19 protein-coding genes are annotated in these 23,060 nt (G+C 37.3%); 10 read left to right on the forward strand and 9 right to left on the reverse strand.

Annotated features, from left to right (window positions below):
- Position 1 precedes the first annotated feature (1 nt).
- Complete coding sequence (locus R7P35_RS04150; RefSeq protein WP_140122806.1) at positions 2-466, reverse strand: hypothetical protein; 465 nt, start codon at positions 464-466, stop codon at positions 2-4.
- A 666-nt stretch (positions 467-1,132) separates the two neighbouring features.
- On the opposite strand from R7P35_RS04150, the gene R7P35_RS04155 reads away from it, so the two are divergent.
- From R7P35_RS04155 to R7P35_RS04170, 4 genes are all read left to right on the forward strand, one after another.
- Positions 1,133-1,990, forward strand: coding sequence for a hypothetical protein (locus R7P35_RS04155; protein ID WP_250158338.1), 858 nt, complete (start codon positions 1,133-1,135; stop codon positions 1,988-1,990).
- Positions 1,990-2,988 (forward strand): DUF6035 family protein, encoded by a 999-nt coding sequence (locus R7P35_RS04160; protein WP_025525825.1) that lies wholly within the window; start codon positions 1,990-1,992, stop codon positions 2,986-2,988. Before R7P35_RS04155 ends, R7P35_RS04160 begins: the two co-directional genes overlap by 1 nt.
- Before the next feature lie 228 nt (positions 2,989-3,216).
- A complete protein-coding gene (locus R7P35_RS04165; protein ID WP_213904491.1) occupies positions 3,217-3,693 on the forward strand; it encodes a CreA family protein in 477 nt (158 codons plus the stop codon).
- A gap of 78 nt (positions 3,694-3,771) precedes the next feature.
- Positions 3,772-5,097 carry a type II toxin-antitoxin system HipA family toxin gene (locus R7P35_RS04170; protein ID WP_213904490.1) on the forward strand — a complete coding sequence of 442 codons (1,326 nt, stop codon included), beginning with the start codon at positions 3,772-3,774 and terminating at the stop codon, positions 5,095-5,097.
- Positions 5,098-5,217: 120 nt separating this feature from the next.
- Here R7P35_RS04170 and R7P35_RS04175 read toward each other — a convergent pair whose 3' ends face one another.
- Complete coding sequence (locus tag R7P35_RS04175; protein WP_213904489.1) at positions 5,218-5,943, reverse strand: hypothetical protein; 726 nt, start codon at positions 5,941-5,943, stop codon at positions 5,218-5,220.
- On the reverse strand, positions 5,834-12,136 hold the full coding sequence (locus R7P35_RS04180; protein WP_318091701.1) for a hypothetical protein: 6,303 nt from the start codon (positions 12,134-12,136) through the stop codon (positions 5,834-5,836). The genes R7P35_RS04175 and R7P35_RS04180 overlap by 110 nt, the downstream gene beginning before the upstream one ends.
- A 219-nt stretch (positions 12,137-12,355) precedes the next feature.
- Here R7P35_RS04180 and R7P35_RS04185 point away from each other — a divergent pair, with 219 nt between their 5' ends.
- Positions 12,356-13,018, forward strand: coding sequence for a HEPN domain-containing protein (locus R7P35_RS04185; RefSeq protein ID WP_213904487.1), 663 nt, complete (start codon positions 12,356-12,358; stop codon positions 13,016-13,018).
- 30 nt (positions 13,019-13,048) lie between these two features.
- Here R7P35_RS04185 and R7P35_RS04190 read toward each other — a convergent pair whose 3' ends face one another.
- From R7P35_RS04190 to R7P35_RS04200, 3 genes are all read right to left on the reverse strand, one after another.
- Positions 13,049-13,399, reverse strand: coding sequence for a hypothetical protein (locus R7P35_RS04190; protein WP_213904486.1), 351 nt, complete (start codon positions 13,397-13,399; stop codon positions 13,049-13,051).
- Positions 13,400-13,464: 65 nt separating this feature from the next.
- Positions 13,465-13,737, reverse strand: a complete 273-nt coding sequence (locus R7P35_RS04195; RefSeq protein WP_138940244.1) for a hypothetical protein — start codon at positions 13,735-13,737, stop codon at positions 13,465-13,467.
- A 20-nt stretch (positions 13,738-13,757) separates the two neighbouring features.
- Positions 13,758-14,099 carry a hypothetical protein gene (locus R7P35_RS04200; RefSeq protein WP_138940243.1) on the reverse strand — a complete coding sequence of 114 codons (342 nt, stop codon included), beginning with the start codon at positions 14,097-14,099 and terminating at the stop codon, positions 13,758-13,760.
- A gap of 1,413 nt (positions 14,100-15,512) precedes the next feature.
- On the opposite strand from R7P35_RS04200, the gene R7P35_RS04205 reads away from it, so the two are divergent.
- From R7P35_RS04205 to R7P35_RS04215, 3 genes are all read left to right on the forward strand, one after another.
- On the forward strand, positions 15,513-17,846 hold the full coding sequence (locus R7P35_RS04205; protein WP_213904485.1) for a hypothetical protein: 2,334 nt from the start codon (positions 15,513-15,515) through the stop codon (positions 17,844-17,846).
- A 48-nt stretch (positions 17,847-17,894) separates the two neighbouring features.
- On the forward strand, positions 17,895-18,398 hold the full coding sequence (locus R7P35_RS04210) for a hypothetical protein (protein WP_025612504.1): 504 nt from the start codon (positions 17,895-17,897) through the stop codon (positions 18,396-18,398).
- 156 nt (positions 18,399-18,554) lie between these two features.
- Positions 18,555-18,983, forward strand: coding sequence for a hypothetical protein (locus R7P35_RS04215; protein ID WP_138940241.1), 429 nt, complete (start codon positions 18,555-18,557; stop codon positions 18,981-18,983).
- 375 nt (positions 18,984-19,358) lie between these two features.
- Here the strand turns inward: R7P35_RS04215 and R7P35_RS04220 are convergent, their stop codons facing one another.
- Both R7P35_RS04220 and R7P35_RS04225 read right to left on the reverse strand, forming a co-directional pair.
- Positions 19,359-19,757, reverse strand: coding sequence for an integrase core domain-containing protein (locus R7P35_RS04220; RefSeq protein WP_080257143.1), 399 nt, complete (start codon positions 19,755-19,757; stop codon positions 19,359-19,361).
- Positions 19,758-20,135: 378 nt separating this feature from the next.
- Entirely contained in the window at positions 20,136-20,519 is a 384-nt protein-coding gene (locus R7P35_RS04225; protein WP_250158337.1) for a helix-turn-helix domain-containing protein, read from the reverse strand.
- Between the two features lie 650 nt (positions 20,520-21,169).
- On the opposite strand from R7P35_RS04225, the gene R7P35_RS04230 reads away from it, so the two are divergent.
- On the forward strand, positions 21,170-21,748 hold the full coding sequence (locus R7P35_RS04230) for a DUF2913 family protein (protein ID WP_213904484.1): 579 nt from the start codon (positions 21,170-21,172) through the stop codon (positions 21,746-21,748).
- A 295-nt stretch (positions 21,749-22,043) separates the two neighbouring features.
- A complete protein-coding gene (locus R7P35_RS04235) occupies positions 22,044-22,319 on the forward strand; it encodes a hypothetical protein (protein WP_318091708.1) in 276 nt (91 codons plus the stop codon).
- Between the two features lie 217 nt (positions 22,320-22,536).
- Here the strand turns inward: R7P35_RS04235 and R7P35_RS04240 are convergent, their stop codons facing one another.
- Entirely contained in the window at positions 22,537-22,983 is a 447-nt protein-coding gene (locus R7P35_RS04240; RefSeq protein WP_025612999.1) for a hypothetical protein, read from the reverse strand.
- Positions 22,984-23,060: the final 77 nt, after the last annotated feature.

The following is a 23,060-nucleotide window of genomic DNA, read 5'->3' on the forward strand; positions in this document are numbered from 1 at the left end:
ATTAGCACTCAATTCTTGGAACACAATACTCTTGATCATTATTTCCATTACTACCTACACAAGTGCTTAAGACAGCGATGAATGCTACAAAAAACAAAATTTGCATAACCTTGGCAAGTATATTGATTGAAGCATCGGTTGCTCTTCTTTTGACTTTTCGAACTTTCTCATCGTGGCTTGGTAGTTTTCGATAAGGCCAGTCTAACGTACCATCAGATCGAACTATACAATACCACCCAGTACCATCTGTGAATCTGATATGTAGATCTACCTCTCCGTCTTCCCAAACATAACGATCTTGCATACCTTTAAAAGTAACACTTTCTATAGTTTTTACCGCTTTCCAATAGCTTTTCATACATACTTGCGATTGAATTGGGAATGTGTCTAGAAACAGACGTAGAGCTGTTGCAACCTGTTCTCGGCTCGGCTCGGGCGCTGCCTCTTTTCTATAATCAACAATCATAATTTCCTCCACAAAAAGCACTGATATAAACGGGTATTATCATTTTGCTCTGGTTCTCAATAGGTTGAATTATATTCATATTAAATGCTTATCTACGATAGTAACTAAAACGTAAAAACTGTCGAATTTGTTAATTTATCTAACTCACACCAAATTACCAATCGAATTGCATATTTTTCTACTCTAAAATCTGGTTGAATATGACTATATATCTGATCTTGCGGGAGTTTAGCTATGTTGTGTAGCACTCAAAGAATGGGAATTCGATTTTGCCTTAATGACGATGGGGTTTTGATAGACTCAAAGGAAAGCAATGACTTAATAGGTCTTTGTCGTGTTTGCGGCGAGAGCGTCCAACGTGAGAAGAGTTTTCAACTATTTCAGCATTCAGATAAGCAATGTGAGCACCTAGTTCTATCCGAAATCTGTGAACGCTTAACCTACTTAATTTCACATCAACAACGACTAGCCATACCCATTGATTACACTTGCACAAACAGTATTAGTGTAGATGTGGCACACTGTTCGCTATTAATCGACACAGATACCAGACCACTAATCGAGTTAACACTGCAAGATAATCAAGCGATCTATATTACAATAGCGTTAGAAGACTCCGAAGTTGACCAAAACCAGATTCAAGCACTCAGAAAACGGTTCGATAGTGTGATTGAGCTGAATCTTAGCGATCTTGCAGTCCCGTCTACCGACTTTACTTCTTATCTAAGCGACAAGGTTTTAGATGACCAATTTCACAAACGTTGTACTTGGCTTTCTTTCAACCCTCTTCACCCCCTAACCAGAAATATCGCATCAATCGCACAATCCTCGATTGAGAACGAACAGCAACGAGCTTTAAGTAAACTTGAAAAGGTAAATGAAAAAATCAAAGTTGCTAACCATACACTGGAACAAATGAATCGTGACATTGTAACAACGCAGGCGACCTTAACCCACTATCATAACCAGAAACACAAGTACGACTTAAGTAAAAATATAGAAGATCTGAAAAGACAAGAAAGTGAGCTATTTAAGAAAATCTCGACACTAAAACGGCAAAGAAGCGAATTATTGAGCGGTAATACAACATCTACACTCAGCGATAAAGTTGAAGAATTGCGTGCTGCCTACTCTTTAGGAAAGCAGCATATCAAACAGCAAGAGTTTGAAAAAAATAGCTTAGCGAGACAAATTGAACGTCTAACGGATCAGAAATCTGAGTTTGATAAAGAAATTGATAATGCCAAATGGTTAAGACGTGTACTTGAAAAGTTTAACTGTAGCTTTGGCGATCTAGAGCAAGAACTAATGCAAATTGTCGAACTATCTGAGTCCTATGACCAATATCAAAACAAGTCCAGACTAGCGCAGAACAAACTCAATGAACTTGAAGCCAATGTGAATAAAAAGCAAGAAGAGCTTGATGAAGTAAAGAAAGGGGTTGAGTTTTACAAAGCTCAAAAGTTTAAGTTATTCAAAGAGAATCAGGGACTCAAAAAGCTCATTGAAAGCGGTGATATGTGATGGCTACAATTTTTAAAAAACGTTTGATAACCGAGATTTATGACCCTCAGACGCACGATATTATTGTAGTTTCTGACCAACTTGATTCAATAGAAGAAGGTGAATTTTTCAAGAAAAGAAGCCTTATTGAAGACGGCTTACGAACTTACTTGTGTGCGGTCTGTTTTCAGCCTGTCGTACTCCGTTCAAACCAAGCTCGCACAATTGATCACTACAAGCATAAACACCAAAACGCAGAGTGTCCTCTACAAGAGAAAGATTCAGTGCTAAAGCAAGAGCAAATCCTTGCTATGAAATTCAATGGACAAAAGGAGGGAAAAGCTCATAGAGAATCTAAAGAGTTCATTCACGAAGCTATTGAAAATGATCTACTACAAAGATTCACTGAATGTGAGATAGAGGCAACGTTTAGAGACTCTACTGATGATCCAACGCAGATAATGAGTAAAGAGTGGCGTATACCTGACGTATCTTCTTACTATAACGATGAGGGACAAACAAAACGCGTCGTGTTTGAATTGCAAATGAGCACAACATTTATCAGTGTCATTGCCGCTCGTGAGCACTTTTATCAACGAAACAACACTTTTGTTATATGGGTACTATTAGATTTTGACGGAAAACGCTTCACCGACTTGGATATTGCCTACCGAAATCGAGCCAACGTTTTTGTGCTTAGCCGTGAAGCAAAATATAAGACTAAAGAAACTGGTGAGTTATGGTTTGATGTTCATTGGAGAGAGCCATTCATCGAAGGGCAAGAGCTTAACTACGAATGGAAAAACGAGCTTGTCCCGTTTTCTAAACTAACATTCCACGACTACTATCTTAAAGCCTATTACAAAGATGTAGAAATAATGGAGGGAGAACTGAAATCTCAGTTAACAATCTCTAAGCGAAAAGAAAACCCTAACGTATGCAATAGTTGTAAAGCGTCAACGCAAACTCTAGTTTTAGACGGTAAGAAAAGGTGCGTAGTATGCTTGTCTATAAAATAGTATTTTGACATCGTAAACGCATCAAAAATTCGTTGTATATTCCGATTTCTATGATTTATTTCAGTGTAAGAAAGGTGTATATAAAAACAGTTAATGGTCAAATGCCCACTATCCTACTCCATTTTGGGCGATGGGTCCTCCTTTACCAATACTGTACACAACAATTTAAACTGATGGTGTCAATGTGTGGTATAATAAAATAAGTCGTTCAAATACAAGGACATATAAATGAATAATATGCTAAAAGCGGTATTACTAACAGCTCTTCTAGCTGGGTGCTCTGATAGCGAAGTTGGTGACGTATCGCTTGGCGTTTTCACCTTAAAGGATATAAAGGTATCGAATTTAGATGATGAAAAGATTCCAGGAGTGACTTGTCATATTGCTTCTATTGAGGCAGATTTTAGTCTTTCTGACCCTAGTGACAGTTCTATTTCTTGTCGTCAAACGGGTGATATAACTCCTGAGATGATTGCAACTATCGACAAAAGTAAATCTGGTGAGGTTGTATTCAAACAATCGAAAAGTATTTTCTTCAAATCTATGAAAGTAAGGCGTATCTATGATGCGGATAACCAAACCTTACTCTACCTCTCATACACCACTAAAGAGACTGATGGTAGTTTCAAGCATAGCCTTTCTACTGTACCGCTTTGGGGAACTTCTGCTTATGTTGAACCAGTTAAAACAAATAGTGCCAATTAAAAACCGCACACGTCTGACTATTGGTAAAGTTTATTCAACATCCCCAATGTATACGTTCATGTAAGACTGTAAGTACGAATGCCTTCGCTAATCGTATATATCAACAACACCAAAATTGGCCATCTAACCAAGGGTACCGATGGCCGAATGCAATTTTGCTACGACGAGAAGTGGCTGGCACAGTCGGACGCTTACCCTATTTCGATATCTCTTCCACTTCAAATCCAACCGCACAAAGGTGACCCTGTAGCAAATTACTTTGAGAATCTATTGCCTGACTTAACTTCAGTGCGCCGAAACCTCCAGAATCGCTATCAGACCACTTCAACACACATGTTTGACTTATTACACGCAATCGGTCGAGACTGCGTAGGCTCATTATCATTAGTGCCTGAAACTGAAATTAAGGATAGTGTAGCTCCAACCAAGTTGGAGCCACTTTCAGTCGATGATTTGCGCAGTATCATAACTGCTCATAAGCAGCAGAACCCACTTGGCATGATCAATAAGCATGACTTCCGCATCACAATATCAGGGGCGCAAGAGAAAACCGCACTACTTAAGATTAAAAATGATTGGTTTTTACCCAATTTGGATTATCCAAGTACTCATATTCTCAAATTTCCGATTGGAGTTATTCAGCAACCATTCGCTACACTAGACATGACTGAGAGCGTTGAAAATGAGTATCTCTGTATCAAACTAGCAGAAGCAATGGGGTTCAAAGTACCTAGCGTAGAGATATTAGACTTTGATAATGTGAAATCTTTAGTTGTTGAACGGTTTGATCGAGCGTGGTCTAGAAGTACGGGTTCGCTTATAAGATTAACTCAAGAGGATATGTGCCAATCATTGTCTTTACCCACCAGCATGAAATATCAAGCTGACGGAGGAATTGGTATTGCAGAAATAATGGAGCTATTGAACGGCTCAACAAACCCAGAGAAAGACCGTGATGACTTCATGCGCTTCCAAGTTTTTCAGTGGTTGATAGGCGCAACCGACGGTCATTCAAAAAACTTTTCAATTTTTATTGAGACCAATGGTGTTTATAAACTAACACCTTTCTACGACATTATGTCAGCCTATCCCGCATCAAATGGCAAAGGTATAAACACGCGTAAACTAAAGTTAGCTATGTCTCTCAAATCCACTTCAAGCGGCAATAAGTGGCATCTAGAAAAGGTATATCCCCGTCACTTTATTGCAACAGCAGAAACCGTTGGTTTCTGCACAATTCGAATGCAAGAGATACTTGACGAGTTTGTAGACACCTTTCCGAATGCTATTGACCAAGTAGTGAACCAGCTACCCAACGGCTTTCCTGTTCATATCGTAGATTCAATAACCACTAACGCACTGAGGATGTTGAACAAGATTAGGTTGGCAAACCGAAAGATGTGACAAATATGCACAGAAATGAGTGAGTGATTTTGTGAAAGTAGCATTTTGCGAATTATTTACAGTGACCTTTACATTTAAGACTATAGGCAGTTTCAGCTAGCCACTTCAAAAGAACAAAGTTCACTTCTCTTCTTGAAGTTTTTTAATTTGCTCTTCCAGGTCATTAACTAATGCAGAACTAATTGAATTAAATGCTTTTAACTGTTCAATTCTTTTTGTATACCTTTCTACCTTCTCCTTCGCTTCCTTTTCTGCTGGACGTTCAGCGTCCTCATCACCCAATAGTTTTATTAAAACTCTTGCTTCGCTTACGTGTGTTCTCTTTTTAAGTAAAGCTAGCCAGTCCGCAACGTCATCATCCATAGCCGATGCAGCTGCTTGTTCAAAAGCGAATGAAACTAAAGATTTTGCTGTTTTATCAAGGTTATAGCCTAAGTCAACCCAAGATCGTACATCCTCAGAAAAATTAGGTTCTTCTTTTTCGGGGACTCTATAATATCTCGGATATGAATTTTCTGGATCTAGTGATTCTAACGCCTTGAAAACAGGCTCAAATTGCTCAAACGGTCTTGAGCCATGGGGGAAATGCGAACGATGCTGCCATAACGTCAGAATTGTTTCAAAGCACCTATGCTTTGATTCTTGCATACTACTCTCATCTGAGTATTCAATCTCATGAATTTGTTCTGCAAGATAGTTGACCATCCACTCTGTGATTTCGTCTTTTTCACCTGCTTTAAGACTCTTCAGTAGCTTTTTCCCTAAACGAATAACTTCTTCTTGTGTCTCTAATTCTTCCGTCTCCAGACAAAAGGAATGTTTTACTGTATCTAGGGATGTATCCATAATTATCATCACTCTTATTGTTATAACGACCTACAAGAGAACGTTTGATGTTTACCTGAATAGCGATTTCGATATCTAGTTCTCGGCACATCTTAACTAAGAACGCCATCGATGCTTTGGCTCTTATACCTGTTCGGTAATAAACATCAGGATCTAAAGGTTTCTCATCACTCCAGGATTCGTTGACTATTGAAGCTAGACTTGATACCCCTACAAACCAGTTTTTACCATACTTACAACTACGTAAGCTAAATCGTTTGACTATTATCTCTTCTGGGATAAACATGCAAGGATCAATTCCTCCAGCGTACGGATCGCTTTCATCAAGTCCATAAACATGCCCTTTTCTTGTAAGCCATTCTTTACCTTTAAATTTATGATTTTCAGCATTTATTCTAACGTTACTGTCGCAAAAATTCGGTAAGTATGCTTCGTGCATATGATTATCGAAATCATTAATAGTGCGTAAAAATGAATCACCTAAGTACTTAGGAATTAATATACTAGAGATTGAAATGGCTTCATTATATCCGTCAACATATTCGTTCCAATCCGCACCGACGTTAATCCAAGTACTACTTTCTGACTTGGCATACAATATTTCAAGGAAGTCAGATGAAGTAATTTCCCATTGCCAATTTTCACTTTTATTTTCTGGAACCCATGCTCTTTCTGCAAGTGGGAATGGGTCTCTTAAGTCGGCAATTAAATAGCTTCGAGTACCACAAAGTAGATGTCTTTCTAACCAATCTGACCAACTGTCCTCTTCAATGTCAGAGTGTTGAACTACAGGCATCGTTGCCAATAGTTTTGAAGCCACAGTTAGCATTGCGTGATAAGAAATATAAAACTGGTAATTATCTATTTCTGGGTATTCACTATGGCTGTGCCAAGTTTTTTTGTTTCTGCGATTACTCCATAGACCCTTGCGCGGGTCATCAATATATTTTTTTTCAAACGATATGTTCCAATCACCCAAAACAACATCAATTGCTAAGTCTTCTACTTCTTTCGAAGATATTCCAAATACACTTCCAAGTGGCTCAAACCAATATTGATCAAAATCATAAGCAAACCATAGCTCACGAGATGTATCTAGAGTGCCACTGACATGCCAAGTCGAATTGGTTTGATACCCATATCTTTTTACTTTTTTGGGGACTAACTGGCTTCTTCCTACACGACTTAAAGCGTTTAATGTCTGCTCATCATAACTGCCAGAAAACGTCTCTTCGATTTTTCTCGCAATTTCTTTTGAATAGAGTTGTATTAATATATTAGAGTTTGTCTGCATTGCTAACACAGCAAAAATATTTCTTCGACTCTGTAACAACATAACCCCATCAGAAGAACATACGGACAAGGCTATCAATAGATAAAGCTTGGCATGCATTTCATAGAATGGAAATGCAGGAGATACAAACTCTTTTACATCGTCAGATCTCATCAGGTCAATCAATATCTCTATCAGATCCTTACATCCAACTTTGTAAAGTCGAACCACAGCATGGACTGCACGCCAGCGTTCACCACTTTCAGGCGATCCTAAATTTGCATAGATATATGCTGCTAGAGACTCGGGTACTGTTTTAGAAGAAGCAAAGTACTCACTCCAGATCCCATCGGCAAAATCATCATCAATATGCAATTCGAACCGCTTGAGACCATAATCCAAAAGGTTTTCAGCCTCAGTTGTATTAATAAGCGAGGTACAGCAGTTAGCAAATCCAAACAATGCTGTTGCAGACTCTAAATCAACCGAGTTTGAAAAACCTTCCAACACACCTTCTTGAATTGCTTGTAGGGTTGAAATGGAGTGATCAAGATCATCTAGTATGTAATTCCTCTGATAAATATTTGTGAACCGATATGGGTATCTTTTCGCAAAATACTTAATCATGTGACCCCAAGCTTGCTTAACACTCGGTTTTGCTTTCCATTCAGTAGGAAATGACTTTAAACTATTTCTGATATCGTAAAAATCAAGAAACTCGGCACTCTTGAGAATGTCAAAAAACTCCAAGACATTTCGAGAGGATAGCTTGTTATAGCATCCATTCCAAAATCGGTCAGATTCCCAATACTTGTTTGTAGTAACACTTTTTTCATAAGCACTTCTAAGTCCTTGAACTGTCAGAATGTCAAAGTTTCCATAGATAGCGTTCCAATTGTATTCTTCAGTATTTTCTGTTCGCGGTTCCACGAAAGAGCTAGATTCAGAACGTTTATCTAAGCTCTTTAGATGTGTAAGATTACAAAGCTCAGAATTGTTTAACTTGTTCCTGGAAGCGGTCTTTTCTACAGTTTCCCAATCACCTCCCCTTATATCTTTTGCCCGAAGATCTCGAACTAAATGATCAAACATAATCTGTTTGTTTTGTGGACTCACCTCTTTATCAATACAGTTCGATACAAACTCTATATAGCCGTAATCCCATGAAAAAGCGGATAAACTCCACACGATATCTGGTGTCAATTGGTCTGAGTTCAAGGCGCTATTGGCCAGCGCTACTAACTGCCTTTCATTCCATCCTACTTGTCTATCTTTCCATCGGTTAGCTACTGAAAATGCGTATTGAGGCGACAACATAAAGCAAGTACTTAATGCATCATTTCTATCCCAATGTTTTTCCCTCGTTACCGTTTCCCCTATCAATTCGGCACAACGCATAAATCGGTGCGCCATTTCAGGTGCGTTGTTCTTACTTGCACTGCTTCTTTTAGCTATACTGACTATCGACTTCCAACGAACGACTGCCTCTTCACCAAAGTTAGATGCAATTTCAATTGCTTTATCAAAATATAGTGAAGCATCATTTAAGCTTAGAGACATAACTGCGCGCGAGAGAGCTATATATTGCTCTGAGTATGATTCTGGAGACTCGTCAGCATGAAATTGCTGTAACTCTTCATAACAAGACAGCTCAAAAGCATCACTAAGTGACTCTAACTCCTCTTGACGACAACAAACTCTAAGCAATGAGAGTTTATCGTTTGTTCTTATGCTTATCTTTTCGTCGTTGAAGTCATTTAAAAAATGTTCAACTTCGTTCTTCTTATTTCCTTTATAGAAGAGGATATTCCTGAATCTTTGAAGCGAGCACTCGAGACGAATGGAATTATAACGATCATTGTACCCATACGAATCATTACGGTTACCTAAAGCGATTGCTATATGCTCTTTCTCTAAGTCAACACTCTGACCAGCCAATATTTTAGATGCTACCAAGTACCAAGGAAGCAGCTTTTGCAGTGACTCTTTAGCTTTTGTTAAATCACTTCTTTCATGCTTGGACTCTTTTTTTGAAGCCCACTCCTTAGGTATTATCTCTTCAACTGTGACAAAGAATGTTTTTTTTAAGGCTAGTTTAATGCTGATAGACCGCATAAATGTTACACGACTACTTAAATGTTGATAGTCATCGGCAACCTCATAGAGGCGAGGCGTACCTACATAGTAATTTAATGCGCTTAGTATATTTTTAGCTGGAAGCTGTTCAATAGTGCAAGCTTCAAAAAAAGTTAAGAATGCATCTGAGTTGTAACCTGAATGGTAGAGGTCATCGGGTTTACCAAGCCTCGTAGAAGGTTTGATAATTTGATTTAGACACCGAGTTAAGCACTCTCTAGGGGGGTATTTACCAACCCTAACCAGTTCACTTGTCACTGCTAGTATGAAGCTTGGATTTCCTTTCCCGTAAATAGCCATTTTTGAAATAGAATCAAAATCTCCCAGATCAATGAGTCTACGGATGAAGTTCTCTGTTACTTTAAATATACAACTTTGAGGAGACCAAGATAATAAGTAATCTACCGCTTTATATCCTCCAAACAAATTATATGTTGAAGTAACAAGCTCTAAGATTTCTAATGTATTTAACTTTTCATCAAAGTGATCTTCAGACTCCTTCGATTTATCTCGTCTATCAAAATATCTATGTAACCAGTGTCTCGCAGACCTCAAATAGCTACGAGCTTCTCCAGCACAGTCTCCAATCGATGATAGTAATGAAGAAGAATAGACCGTTTCTGAGCCTTCCCATGCGCCACCTAAAACTCTTCTATGTGCAAGCTCCTGAACTCTTTCAGATGATAAAAATCTCGTGGTCAAATCACAGTTTTTAGATAAAATTTCTATTTGTCGTTCATCGCTCGCAATCTCTTCACCAGCCCTTAACGCTAACTTACTAGCTTCATAATACTTTCTTTCTTTTAAAGCGGCTTTAAATGCATATTGAAGACGGGATAATCTAATTTTTCGTGCATCAAAGGGACGATCAGTTGGTAAGCTGTCATCAGAAAGTGCTAGTTCAACCAATTCATCAAACAACTCCGCTTTTAACATCATCAAAGGCAATGCTTCTGAAACGTAAGAGTAGCTATTTGCTAATGGTTTAATCCGCTCTATAAAGCTCCTTATCTGTGTTGTAGTCGCAATAAAAGTATCTTGAAACCACTTTTCAGTCGGCTCATCTCTAAACTGAACGGAGCTATCAGTCATCCAAAGTGGTCTACCCAGCTCTGTTATAAAACTCCTTACTAAATCTTCCGAAACTTCAGCGACTAGAGCTAAGACATTTAAGGGGATAAATGGCGGCAAAGTCGCAAGTCCAGTGCAAATAGCATCTATTTGCTCCCTATCGTTTTTTGGAAAGGTGTCTTTCAGAGAAGCAATTGCTTTTTCTAGTTGTTTCTCAATAAGATCATCTACGGTCATTGGATTTGAACTAAAAGAAGAAAGTAATTCACTAATGGAAGGAGCATTTAAACTGAGGGCATTAGCTTGAACACGAGGATTACCGCTCGTTAACCGATTAAACTCCTTTGCATCATGTATAGACACATCTTTGTATCGACTAGAAAGGTTCAAGAATGTCTCTCTATCAGTAAAACATTGAAGCTCTATCATATTGACGGTAGGAGGTGGGTCGAACAAGTGCGTCCGTTCTGGCCTAGACGCAAAAACAATTCTGCAATTATCTGGAACATGTTCTCTGATCAATAGCGAAGCAAAGCAACTATCACCTGAGCTTTTAGCTGCCATTTCAGCGTTATCGACGGCATCAAAAATCAATACTAGCAAAGCATTTTCACAACGTTCTCTTAGAGCTGTGCACGCTTCATTTAACCTAGTAAGAAATGCTCTCATCCAGTAATCATCAGGCTCGTGTCTAGAGGGTATAAGTGCTGTACACAACCCTTCTTTAGCTAGCTGGTTTGAAACTTGAACAAAACTATCATGGGGACGGTGACGTTTTTGACTTGTCCTTCTATAACCCCCATTACCAAAACAGTCATATACGATCGCACATGAATGCTCATTAAAGTGTCTGGCAATATTTTGGCAAAGTATGGACTTGCCGACCCCACCAGTAGCCGAAATTAGTGTGTGAGAGCGGGTGCTACTAATTGATTTAATGATTTCTTCTTCTTGCTCTCTCTGGATATATTCAGAAATAGCTTCCAACTGTGGCGGCGCTGGGAAAAAATCATGAACATCCGTAATATCAAAGACCTCTAACACGTCATTTATAGTTATTACGTTACTCTTTCCTGGTTCTATCTTCTCAGTGATCTTACTAACAAGGAGTTTAGCTGTCTTATCAAACTCTTTAGAAACTGTAATCTGGGAGAGATCTCTATGAATATCATACTTTTGAGCGTCATAGTTCCCTTCCCCATCGCAAAGACGTATTACAGAGCAAAATTGAGTAAGTAGTTTACCTTTTAATCCTGTATATTTTTCTATAGTTTCAGTAAATCTAATATCGGCTTTTTGATTATTTGCAATCTTTTTTATATTAGTTTTAAATGATTTAGCAATTGGGCGATTGGTTATGACAGTGAAAACGTAGTGTTCTAAACCTGATTTTTTTGAGCTGAACGCTCTAAACCTTTCAGAAAAGCCCACAATAGTGTCTTTTAAGCCACTTAATGTGAAAGGACAATCTAATTGAGTTGTTGAGTGTTTCAGTTGAAAGTACTCTACGATTGACCCTTTTCCAGACATTGAATACTCGGCAACATCAACCACGCATTCACCAGGCTTGTCTGGTTCTAATGAGCCTTCTATCGTTATCTTGTGCAAATTTGTATTGAAATCTAAAAGTTTCAAACACCGTTTTGCAGCCCAACGATAGTGGAAAATGTCCCCAGCACGCGAAAAGTTTATCAAGCTATTGTTAAACGTCATTTTATATGCACAACTACCATTAACTATTGTGTGATTATGACACTAGTAGCATCAGTCAGCAAACGCCCCTATATATCGAATAAGGTGCCATTGGCTTTAGAGAAACCTTCGACTAATTAGGCGAATTAAAATGCATATTAGAGCATTTCAAGCATATGTGATATGGTGCTTATGTGTTTTACATCTCATATTCATGAGCTAGGTTATAAGTAAAATAAAATGAACAAGACAAAGAACTATAATGAACTCAAGCAGCGCCAGCGTAATGAACGATCTGATTACTCTCCCAACTTAGGCATTAGAGTACATAGAGCACTAAGCTGGCTAAACAAAGCTGAGCAATGCACCGACGACGATTCGAAATTTACTTTTTTGTGGATTGCATTCAATTCTGCTTACGCTCAAGAGTTTGAACAAAAACTTGTTTATGGTGAAAAAGGTCTATATCAAGAGTTTTTGGACAAACTGGTTTCTGTAGATGCTACAAATAAGCTCCACAACATAGTCTGGTCAGAATACGCTGGTACTATTAGATTGATTCTAGAAAACGAATTTATTCTTCAATCTTACTGGGATTTCCAAAGTGAGAGAATTTCAGAGCAAGACTGGAAAAATCACCTTTCAAAGGCTAAAACGGCTGCTAGCAAAGCCTTAGGCCAATGCAATACTGCCGTCGTCTTATCGATACTGTTTTCTAGACTCTATACTCTCAGAAACCAAATCATTCATGGAGGGGCAACATTCAACAGCTCTGCAAATAGAAAACAATTACGAGATTGCACCTCAATACTTGAAATGCTCATCCCAAACATCATCGAGTTAATGATGGACAACAAATCTGTACTATGGGGGGCTCCTGTCTACCCATTAATACAGAGTTAATGATATAATTTTTAACCCTGTATTAAAAATTTACAACTCTAAATCTATTGGTGCTTGCAATACTCGTTCTTCAATGTCTTCAGGACAGTCACCATATCTAGCCTGAAGCTGTTTAAATGAATTAAAATCATAGCAAACACAAAGTAGTTCAACTGTCTGTCCATTACCAGCTAATATAGGAACCGTAATCACGAAGCCATTCGAACTGAAATTCTGCCAATCAATGACCTCTCCAAGCTTGGCTGTTAAACGCATTGCAGTATCTATTTGCGTCCCTCTACGTTTTAACTCGATGAGTTCTGTCAGTGTCATTTGACTAGATTTCGCAACCTTGTAGAATCTTGATAGTTTTGATTTATAACGTTGGCTGCTCTTTCTCATGAATTTCTCTCAAATGTAGATATACAGTCATGCTGATAAGCGTGACAAATACGAAAGTAAAGTGACTAAATCAGTTTATAGTTAACAGCCTTATGAAAATGGACAGTAGGCGTTTGCGTGGTTTCTAGTGTCAAGCCACAATACGGACAATGAATAATGTTAAAAGCAGTTTGCCAGAGCAACTCCCCTACTTCATTAAGTTCGTGACTCAGTTCTAGATCCATTTCTGTTGCCATTTCAGAGACAAACAAAAACCATTGTTCGTCAGTTGTGTAGTGATCTGTACAGTACACTTGAACTTCCTTCGGCATTTGTTCGCATTGATGCTGCTTGATCATAATATCTATCCCGATTCACGTTAAAAGAAACAAAACATTTCGCTTTCTTTGACTTGCTCTGTACGTTTTGACTTGTAACGATTACATCCAAACAGCCCAGGAACACGCGATTCTTTCTGTTTTTGGCTAATTTGCGCTGGTTGAGCTTTGATACTAACCTTTCGATTGGCAGATTCTTTTTTAGTGAATGATGTATTTAGTTTAAATCTATGATGTTGGTCTTCAACAGTTAAACTGTTAGCTTTAAGTAACGCTTCGCTATCTGAGATTAGACAATCATCTTGACAATTTAAACCATTATTTAAATCGCTATTAATAACTTTTCGTTCTGTTTTTTTATATACGTACTTACGACAATTCACTTTGACCACCTTTAAATCTAGATAATGTTTAATACCACTTTAATAAAACACATTTAACAAGCCTTGTAAATATAAAATTAAAAATATAAATAAAATAAAATCTTTTATTTATTAAAAGTTTCTGCCGCCATAAAAAGCATATAAAACCTATCATTAAACTTATAGTTAGTAATCATTTTTTTGAAAAAATATAACTAGGCAAAGCGTTAAACTAGTTGGCGGCAGAGATTAAAAATCTATATTAATGAAAATGGCACTAGCTTACAAAAGGTTTAGTTAGCCGAACGAACCTTGTTGTGGTTTTCAGTAAACAAATACAACAAACCACTCAGTAGACCATACAATTATTAATCGTTCTTCTGACTCGTAGAGTCAGTAAATAGCATGCTAGCGCATGCAGATAACGAATAGTTTATCGTGCATTTAAGGGAACATAGGATTTAATTTTTATATAGCATATAGATATTTATCATGTTCCCTATTTTAGGTTTTTAACTGACTGATTAATAGTCACAATTATAAAGTGTGGTTATCAAAAATTGCAGCCTATTAATTTCCGTTTTATTGGACATAAGTTTAACCAAATGTATGTGATGGTGGGCATACTATCGATTTTTAAATGGTTAACCCACATCTGGCTGCTTATCTCTGCCTGACAGAATAAACATTATCAGGAGCAATCTCAGATGCCCTTGGTCTAGTTTATGCCTATGGCATCGCCGCTCTATACTTAATGTATCATCAGAACCGCTGCATAAGTACGCAGCTTACCTAACCCATATGCCCTACAGTCCAACCCTTAACATCATCAGGATCTCAATACACTAACTAGTACTATTTCTCTAAGACAATACTTACGACGATAACAGAACCCTATAGCCATCGAGGTACTCAATCTAGTAAGTGACCTCGATGTTTCGCATATCAATTGCATATAAGACACTGAATACTAATTAATCGTCCTTCTGACTCGTAGAGTCAGTAAATAGCATGCTAACGCATGCAGATGACAAATGGTTGGTTGTACATTTAAAGGGAACATAGGATTTTATTTTATATATAAGATATATAAATTTATCATGTTCCCTATTTAAAGCATCTAACTAATTGATTAATCATCTTCATTTTAAAATATAACCAATGATAAAACCCAACTAATGTCAATCGATTTTTCACATTAAAATTCAAGCTAACACAATAATACTTACTTAAGTAGTTATTTTTGTATAATAGTAACACTTAGAATAAATTGACAAAAAATATTAAATTTCTCTAAAACTCACAGCATATTCGATTGAATTACTTGGGGAATTTCTTTGACTTGAAAATTACTTTTTATTATAAGTAATTTTTTGTTCATATTTTTATAGCCAAAGGATACAATAATAAAAAATAAAAAAAAACGAATTAATCATGCTAAGTATAAAACCAATAATAAACATAAAAAATCCATATTCTAATAAGTGCGTCCTTTTTGTTGGCACTCCTGAAGATATATCATTTTATAACGACTTCAGAAACGATGTAGCCCTGACATCCGCTTCAATCGCTTCAAAAACTTACAATGGCAAAGCACATACTCTTTCCTACATTAACGTCAGCAAAGATGTTAATGATGAAGAGTTGGTTGATGCGGCAAAAGTAGCTTGTCAACGCGACATTACAATCCGATATAATGGTCAAATGCTTTCAAATAACCCAATAACCTACGGTTTTAGCATTTATTCAGGTATTTATCAAATCAAGCCTATCGAAGAGATAAAACTGCTCGCGATTAAAGAACTAATCAGTGCCGTTCCACTGAGGTTATCACGTGATGATGCTATAGCAGTTGCTAGCGAACAACTTAACATCGACAATTTGGAAGCTCAAGAACTAGTTAATATGTATAAGGATCCAATCTTAAGTACAGTGGATGATTTAGTCAGCTTAAAAAGTGCTTTAAATGTGTCAGCAATTCGAGAAATTGATTTCACCGCCAGTCGTGTAAATCTTCTTAGAGCATCAATGTCTTTGGGTAAGACTACTACTGCTATTGAAATTGCCAAAAAAGTACTTTCTTCAAACCCTGATGCTAAAGTTGTTTATATCTCCCACATAGAAGCTTTAGGTCAATGTTTTAAAAACAAGCTTCAATCTCATTTTTGTACAAAACTATCTACCTGTGATCATAAAGAAATGAACATTGGTAAGCTAGAGTCAGCGTCAGTACTGACGACAACGATTAATAGTCTACCAGGGCTGCTATTCGAAGTTTTACAAGCAGATTTGATTATCTGGGATGAGTGCGAAAAAGGTATCACAGCAACTAAAGGTAGTCACTTTCAAAATTTGAACAGTCAGTTGAACAGCTATGAGTCTCTAAAGTCGGTTGTTGAAAATGCTAAGTGGTTAATTATGATGGATGCTGACATTTCTGAAGATATCAGCGGCAATTTCGTCAGGAGTATCGGTAAAGATGATATTACTATCTATAACGTTGATGACTACTCAGCCTATAAAAACAGAACCGTATCCATAAAAGACCGTTCTACCGTTTTAAACTCCTCTTTCAATGAACGCCTATATGCTTTCGATTGTTTGAAAACAATGTGGCGTTCCATCAAACGTATGGGTTACAAAAGTAATAACAATGGTTGCTATAAAAAAGCGCTTCAAGCGGGGATCTTAGTAGTTTGTTCAGATACTAAACGTCAGCCTGAAGTCATAGATTTCATTTCAGACCCGAATGTCGAAGCGCAAAAGTATCATAAAATTTTCTATTCGCCTTATATCGGCTGCGGTGTGAGTATTGAAGAGCACTATTCTGACACTATTACCATTATAAGTAACAGCGTACTTGTTCCAAACTCTCTGGTTCAGTTAGCATTACGTTTTAGAGCAGTCAAAGAAATTCACTTTGCGGTATCTAGAGATCGCAATAGTTACCTTTTACCAGCTAAACCAGTGGTCAGCGATAAGTTCACATTTAATGATATGGTAGGACTACACGAAGCGCAGTCAACGGTTCTGAAAGCGAATATGCCTGTTGCATTAATAGCGACTCTCGAAGCACTGGGGTTTGAATCAATTTCCATCGAAACAAGTTCATCAAACAAGAACAAACATAAACAACTGTTAGCTGCCAGAAACCGAGTTGACTCTAACGAGGAGGCCCATGCAATCGCAGAAGCTCAAGATATTTCTGCACAAGAAGCAACCTTGATTATAGAATCAGGTAACGCTACAAATGAAGAAAAAGCGTCTGCAGATAAGTTTCTTTTGGCAAAGGAGTTTGGCATTCCTTCAGTTGATGTTAATGTTGAGTTGGTTAAGTTTGATCGACTATTTAAACTTAGAGATGAACTTCTTTCACTACAAAATAAAGAACTACATGAGAGATTAACCCCAGATGGAAAAAGAATATTATCTGTGGCCAATGCCATTATTGGAACACTAGGCTTAAGCTATAATGAAAAAGTCATTATTTCGAATGAAAAATATGTAGCGGCATACTCTCAAATGAAGATTAAGCATAACCAAATTGTCTTGTCAAAACATAATGGTATTTCATTCCGAACAAGTGCAACAATGAATAATATTACACAGATAAAAATAAGCGTTAATCACTTTCTTAAAATTCTAGGATTTAGTTGTAAAAATGAAGGCAAGTCAACTTGTAGGAAAAGCACAGTAGAACTTCATCCTTTCTCAAAAAGTTACTTAAATAAACATCTAAATACAGCGATACGTTTGAATTCCTGTTGAAGTTCGTGTCATAGTTTGTTCATTTTGAATCATCGTGGTTTCTAATCTATGAAAATGATCTTCGAAATGCAGTATCGACGTACAGAAAAGTTTATCTATAAACGTGAAGAGATCTGCTCAATCTTTAGAAGTCATGATATTGAGCAGATCATCACAAAGCATGACTATATCGTCAACATCAATTTTGAGCGCTTTGTTTACCTACGTTCTACGTTACCTGATGAGTTTTTTGAAAAGTTGGCGCTATCACTGCGTGAAGACGATTTGAGTTATGTTTCTTTCGAAGATGCCCTATCTCGCTGGAGTGTGATCTCTCAGATCCCAATGATTTTGATTCTGGCAACAACAGGTACATCAGGCTTTTATAAAACGAGGTTTGGAAGCATTGAGTTTGTCCACGTTCCCCACAGCAAAGACACCATCTTGGCAAATACCACCGAACCTTACGATACGCTTAGGCTTGCTAAAAAGCTTTTTGCTTTTGAAGATTTAAAACGGATTGATAGGAACATGCATCTTATCGATTACGAAGAACTCTATTGTGATGATTAAATAATTAAATTCATAAACCTTTACTTTTTATAGAATTTATTTGACTTTAAACATCAAGAGTTATAACTTAAAAACAGACGCGTTAAACACCCCGCGAGTCACTTAATAAATCTACAATAAACGAAGTTTTTGGGGTAAGTTTATTAAGGATTTATTATGCAAAATTTGAAGAGCTATCAAGAACAGTCAAATAATCAAATTTCTTTGATTAACCGCCCTCTATTCACTAGTCATGACATTCGTTTAAACGGCAGAAAATTACATATCACTTCCCCACTAGACCTATGCCTTACTTTTGCACAGTCTATGGAGCTAGTACTCCTTTCGTATGTAAAATTGAATGATGGTTCTGCTATTATGGCAACCTTTTCAAGCATGCTTCTAAGTCAGATTGAAAGTGAGGAAGACATTTTAAACGTAGTGTTTGCTCTCAATAAATCTCACTTTAGAAATATAACTGATAATGGGCAACTTCAACTTTATCTTTTTGATGATGTCGATAACAACTCCGAAATGGATGATTTCTGTTGCTCTTTCTCAATTAACGACTGGCTAAAACAAGTTAAGACTAATCAAATCTCGTAAACCATATTTTTACTCTATGTTAATCTTTCCTCAGATTGATTGTTGCCAGCGTGTTAACGCTGGCTTTTATCGTCTGTGCCTACCTCACATTTATGCTCAATAAAACATGTCTACCCGCTTGCTTCACTCTACTTGGAAAGCCGATGCAAGAATTAGTGGTGGTTTTGAGACCGATTATCTTAGAAGGAATTCAGGACTTGGCAGGCTTAATGCCAGTCGCTCTAGAAGCTGCTGTAAGCAAGATTCTTATTCCCCCATGACATCTGCTACTGTTATTTCGCATCCGCCCCATAACCCCAAGGGGCGTTTTAGTCTCAGTATGAGAAGTTCCAGGGAGCGACGTTTTCAAGGTAGTTGTCATCATTTGTTTGCTTATTAAGCAGCTTCTCTTTCTGGGTTTAGGTGTATTTTACCAACAGGTTTACAGTTCCCAATATCGCTAGATAAGCGCTCAGGGTTTAACGGTTTTGCTGTAAGTGACACCTCAGCTCGACGCTTCAAGATTTCTTTGTCTTTCCCATTATGACGCTGCGAAAGCGTGACGTAATTTTGTTTGCTATGCTCGTGTTCGGTGTTGTACCAGCGCACGAAGGCTTCAATCCAACATCGACCACTGTCGAGATTTTCAAAACCCCTTGTTGGCCAATTTGGCATGAACTTAACCGTACGGAACAACGATTCTACAAACGGGTTATCATCACTAAATCTTGGGCGGCTATACGAGGCGCTAACACTTAACTCATTCATCTTCGCTTTGAACGTCAGCGACTTCATAGGCGCACCGTTATCTGAGTGAAGAGCCAGCGGTTAAATGAAGCACAACTCTCACACCAATGTTCGTTGCAACAGTTGTAACGCTAACTCACCGCACTCACGTTTATATACCTCTATAATCGTATCACACTCTTACTGCGACAGCTTATTAGCTGGCTCTGGTCTTTTCCTAGGTCGCTCTTTTATCCGCCTGAACATATCCTTCGTTACGTTCTCAGGCTACTTTAAATCTCATTCCAAGCCTGCTCTAATCGGCAACCGCTTTGCTTCGTGAGCAATCAGGTGCTGTCTTTCTTCGGCTGAGGTTAGTCATCCTCAGGCTCTTCCCCGCAAAGGCTCTCAGCTTTTTTCGTAAAACTAATAGAGTCGCAGTTTCAGTCAGAGCTTTTTCTTTGTGGCGTAACTCCTTCTTAAGCGTACCACTACAGGATCGACAGGTTCATTAGGTTTGTATTGCTTAATGTGCTCTTTGAGCATTGTTATACCGCCTTCGCAACCCAGTGATTTTAGCTCACGTAGTAAGACGGTTGCTGGTATCCAATAGGGTTTTGCAACTTCAATGCGAGTGCGCAAGTAGTCATGGTACGGCTGTAGTTTTGTTGGTCGGGATGGACGCTCGGGATACACAGGCGCTTTGCTTTTATCTCGAAGGTAAGTGCGAACGGTATTCCTTGAGATACCCAGATCCTTTGCGATGCGGCGGATGCTATGCCCTTGCTGATGTAAAACGTGTATTTCCACTAGTTGCTCCTGATTGATCATAATCCGCCGCTTTGTCCATGTTACGAACGGATAGTTTGACTCAGGTGGGTCAATTTTAATTCGGCGTTAGTGGGTCATTTTTACATCGGCGCTGACAGCGTTTCCTTTTATTAAAAAATAATTCCCTCCTCTCACCGATAAGGTGATGAATTCTTTAATATTGTTTAATTTATTTAACTCAATTTCTATACAAATTGAGATAGAGAGTGTTCAATCTTATTAAAACGTATAAAAACCTTTTCGCCAATGATTTATTTCAATTAAAACAGATATTTACCATTTACTTTTGACGTTGTTTATATCTAATAAAAACAAAGAATCGGTTTTACCCCTGAGCGGGGGTAAACGACAGACTACCCTCTATAAGGGGTAAAGATTGTTTCACACATCGATTGATGCACTGCGAAAGCAGTGCTGAATGAAAACATTTAGTACCACATTGGGCAAACATTTAGTACGGAACGGGCAGAATTGACTTAGTTAGTTCCATTACACTTCCAGCTAGACTGCTCTATACCATTCTTTACTGGATATCCGCTCAGATAATCGGCCCCCCCCCCCTTATAGAGATAACAGTAAGCCAGTTACTATGTTCGTTTGCATTTTTTATATGTTAGAATAATAGCACCAACAAAAAATCAACACTTACAATGTCAGAAGAGTCATATCACAGGCTTTTAAAATCTACTTTTGAAAATGCACTGCTTCATCTCTACTTCAAGGTCAGTGCGTCTCAAGGCTTTACCAAAGAAGAGCAACGCAACAAAATCCTCATAGACTTTTTAAAACCAAAATTGAAAGCACAGCGCTATTCACTTATCAAAAAAAAGTTAAAAACCATCTGCTTAATGAAAAACAAGTTTGGGTCAATCGAGAAACACTTAAATGGGATTGTTCAACAATATAATAGCGCAATCAAGGGCAAGAATGATGTAGACAAACTCTATGATTTGCTTGAGCAATTCGAGAAGGCAGGATTTGAAACAAAACTGATTGAAGAAACTCCAACCCAGAATCAAGATGTTGTTTATTTGGATAGAGCACACATTAACAGTTGTTTCGATGAGATCGATAATCACCAAATCGCACCAATTTCTTTACTCATTCATACAGAACAGTTAGACAAGTTTACGCAATGTCTTGATGAACAAATCCATTTCAAATATGAGATCTTTCAAGTTAACGAATCATTGAAGAACTATCACTATCGCTTACATCCTCTTTCCTGATTGCTTGGATATGTAAAACATACTAACTCTGAAACTATCGAGCATTGTTAAAATCGTCTATGGAATCTCACCGTATTCTTTTGTCGGGATAAACGTTAAATTTTTCAATGCCATAGCTTAAAAAGCGCGTGCCTCGCTCAATGACGAAAAGCAATAGAGGAATAAACTCTAACAATAGCAACGTTAGTCATTGCTCGCTATACAATGCTATGGAGTTTATTGCAATTTTTAACTCTTTAGGGTAACTGAAATTTGTATGTCTATTGTTGATAATACCTTCTCGGGAGGTAACCTTATGAGCAAAAAACCAGACAGAATAACAGCAATGCAGCAGATAATTGATGCTGTTAAAGATGAGTTCCCCCTATACAATGAGGATACATTTAAATGTGGCACAGACAATAGTTGTATCGGTTGTCCTAAAAAGTTAATGGAGCTTGTCGATTCAGAATTATTATATTGGCAGCACCAATTGAATCGAGGAATTTCGCCTACATTTGACGAAATATATTCATTTGGAAAAATGTGTAAAAATGTAAGACGTGCTCTTGTCCGAAACAAACGAATATAGCGTTATTGTTTATCATTTCTGAGATATTTAATTTTAATTTTTTTAGGTATATATGAGTAACAAGCCTGTCTCTTCATATGGGTAGGCTGTTGCCATGCCTCACAAATTTCCTTATCCGTAATTTTTTCTCTGAAAAAATGTCTACATTTCCCACACGTTTCCATTCGTATCCTCTCAAAAAATATATTTTAAATTGTAACCTTAAAATATTAGTGAACTAATAAATAATATGAACTTTATTTTTTCCATATCTTTCTATATTATTGATGAAATTGTCCATCCTATCAAAACAGTATACTCTCAACTTGTTTTTGTAAGGAAATAGAACGATGCTTATAATATTTCCTCTAGACTTATAAATTTTAATCCTTGATATATGAGTCCATGGAAACTTTAAAACTTTATTTCTTACCCGATAAACCATTCCATTCTTGTCTATGACAAGAACAGTATTTTTTAAAAAATAAACATTTATTACAGCAATAACAATTGTAATCAAAAATACAATAATGGTAAATATTTTAACTTGATAAATTACTTCTTCACTCATATCAAGGTTAGCGAATTGTGAAGTTAGAAAAATCAAAAAAGGCCAAAAAAATGCGATAAAAAATGGCTCTAATATTTTATGTAAAATATATTTTCTTGAAACATAGTAAACCATATATTTTCCTTTAATTTTAAACCCATAATAAAATCACTTTAAAATACGTTACAGAACAAAGTGAGCACTTAATAAAG

Origin of the sequence: Vibrio sp. Vb0304, assembly GCF_033338995.1 — a bacterium.
Classification (GTDB): domain Bacteria; phylum Pseudomonadota; class Gammaproteobacteria; order Enterobacterales; family Vibrionaceae; genus Vibrio; species Vibrio alginolyticus.

Coding starts and splice junctions, on each gene's coding strand:
- R7P35_RS04150 (WP_140122806.1), bottom strand. CDS start 466: ATGATTGTTGATTATAGAAAAGAGGCAGCGCCCGAGCCGAGCCGAGAA.
- R7P35_RS04160 (WP_025525825.1), top strand. CDS start 1,990: ATGGCTACAATTTTTAAAAAACGTTTGATAACCGAGATTTATGACCCT.
- R7P35_RS04165 (WP_213904491.1), top strand. CDS start 3,217: ATGAATAATATGCTAAAAGCGGTATTACTAACAGCTCTTCTAGCTGGG.
- R7P35_RS04170 (WP_213904490.1), top strand. CDS start 3,772: ATGCCTTCGCTAATCGTATATATCAACAACACCAAAATTGGCCATCTA.
- R7P35_RS04175 (WP_213904489.1), bottom strand. CDS start 5,943: ATGGATACATCCCTAGATACAGTAAAACATTCCTTTTGTCTGGAGACG.
- R7P35_RS04180 (WP_318091701.1), bottom strand. CDS start 12,136: ATGACGTTTAACAATAGCTTGATAAACTTTTCGCGTGCTGGGGACATT.
- R7P35_RS04185 (WP_213904487.1), top strand. CDS start 12,356: ATGAACAAGACAAAGAACTATAATGAACTCAAGCAGCGCCAGCGTAAT.
- R7P35_RS04190 (WP_213904486.1), bottom strand. CDS start 13,399: ATGAGAAAGAGCAGCCAACGTTATAAATCAAAACTATCAAGATTCTAC.
- R7P35_RS04195 (WP_138940244.1), bottom strand. CDS start 13,737: ATGATCAAGCAGCATCAATGCGAACAAATGCCGAAGGAAGTTCAAGTG.
- R7P35_RS04205 (WP_213904485.1), top strand. CDS start 15,513: ATGCTAAGTATAAAACCAATAATAAACATAAAAAATCCATATTCTAAT.
- R7P35_RS04210 (WP_025612504.1), top strand. CDS start 17,895: ATGAAAATGATCTTCGAAATGCAGTATCGACGTACAGAAAAGTTTATC.
- R7P35_RS04215 (WP_138940241.1), top strand. CDS start 18,555: ATGCAAAATTTGAAGAGCTATCAAGAACAGTCAAATAATCAAATTTCT.
- R7P35_RS04220 (WP_080257143.1), bottom strand. CDS start 19,757: ATGAAGTCGCTGACGTTCAAAGCGAAGATGAATGAGTTAAGTGTTAGC.
- R7P35_RS04225 (WP_250158337.1), bottom strand. CDS start 20,519: ATGATCAATCAGGAGCAACTAGTGGAAATACACGTTTTACATCAGCAA.
- R7P35_RS04230 (WP_213904484.1), top strand. CDS start 21,170: ATGTCAGAAGAGTCATATCACAGGCTTTTAAAATCTACTTTTGAAAAT.
- R7P35_RS04235 (WP_318091708.1), top strand. CDS start 22,044: ATGAGCAAAAAACCAGACAGAATAACAGCAATGCAGCAGATAATTGAT.
- R7P35_RS04240 (WP_025612999.1), bottom strand. CDS start 22,983: ATGGTTTACTATGTTTCAAGAAAATATATTTTACATAAAATATTAGAG.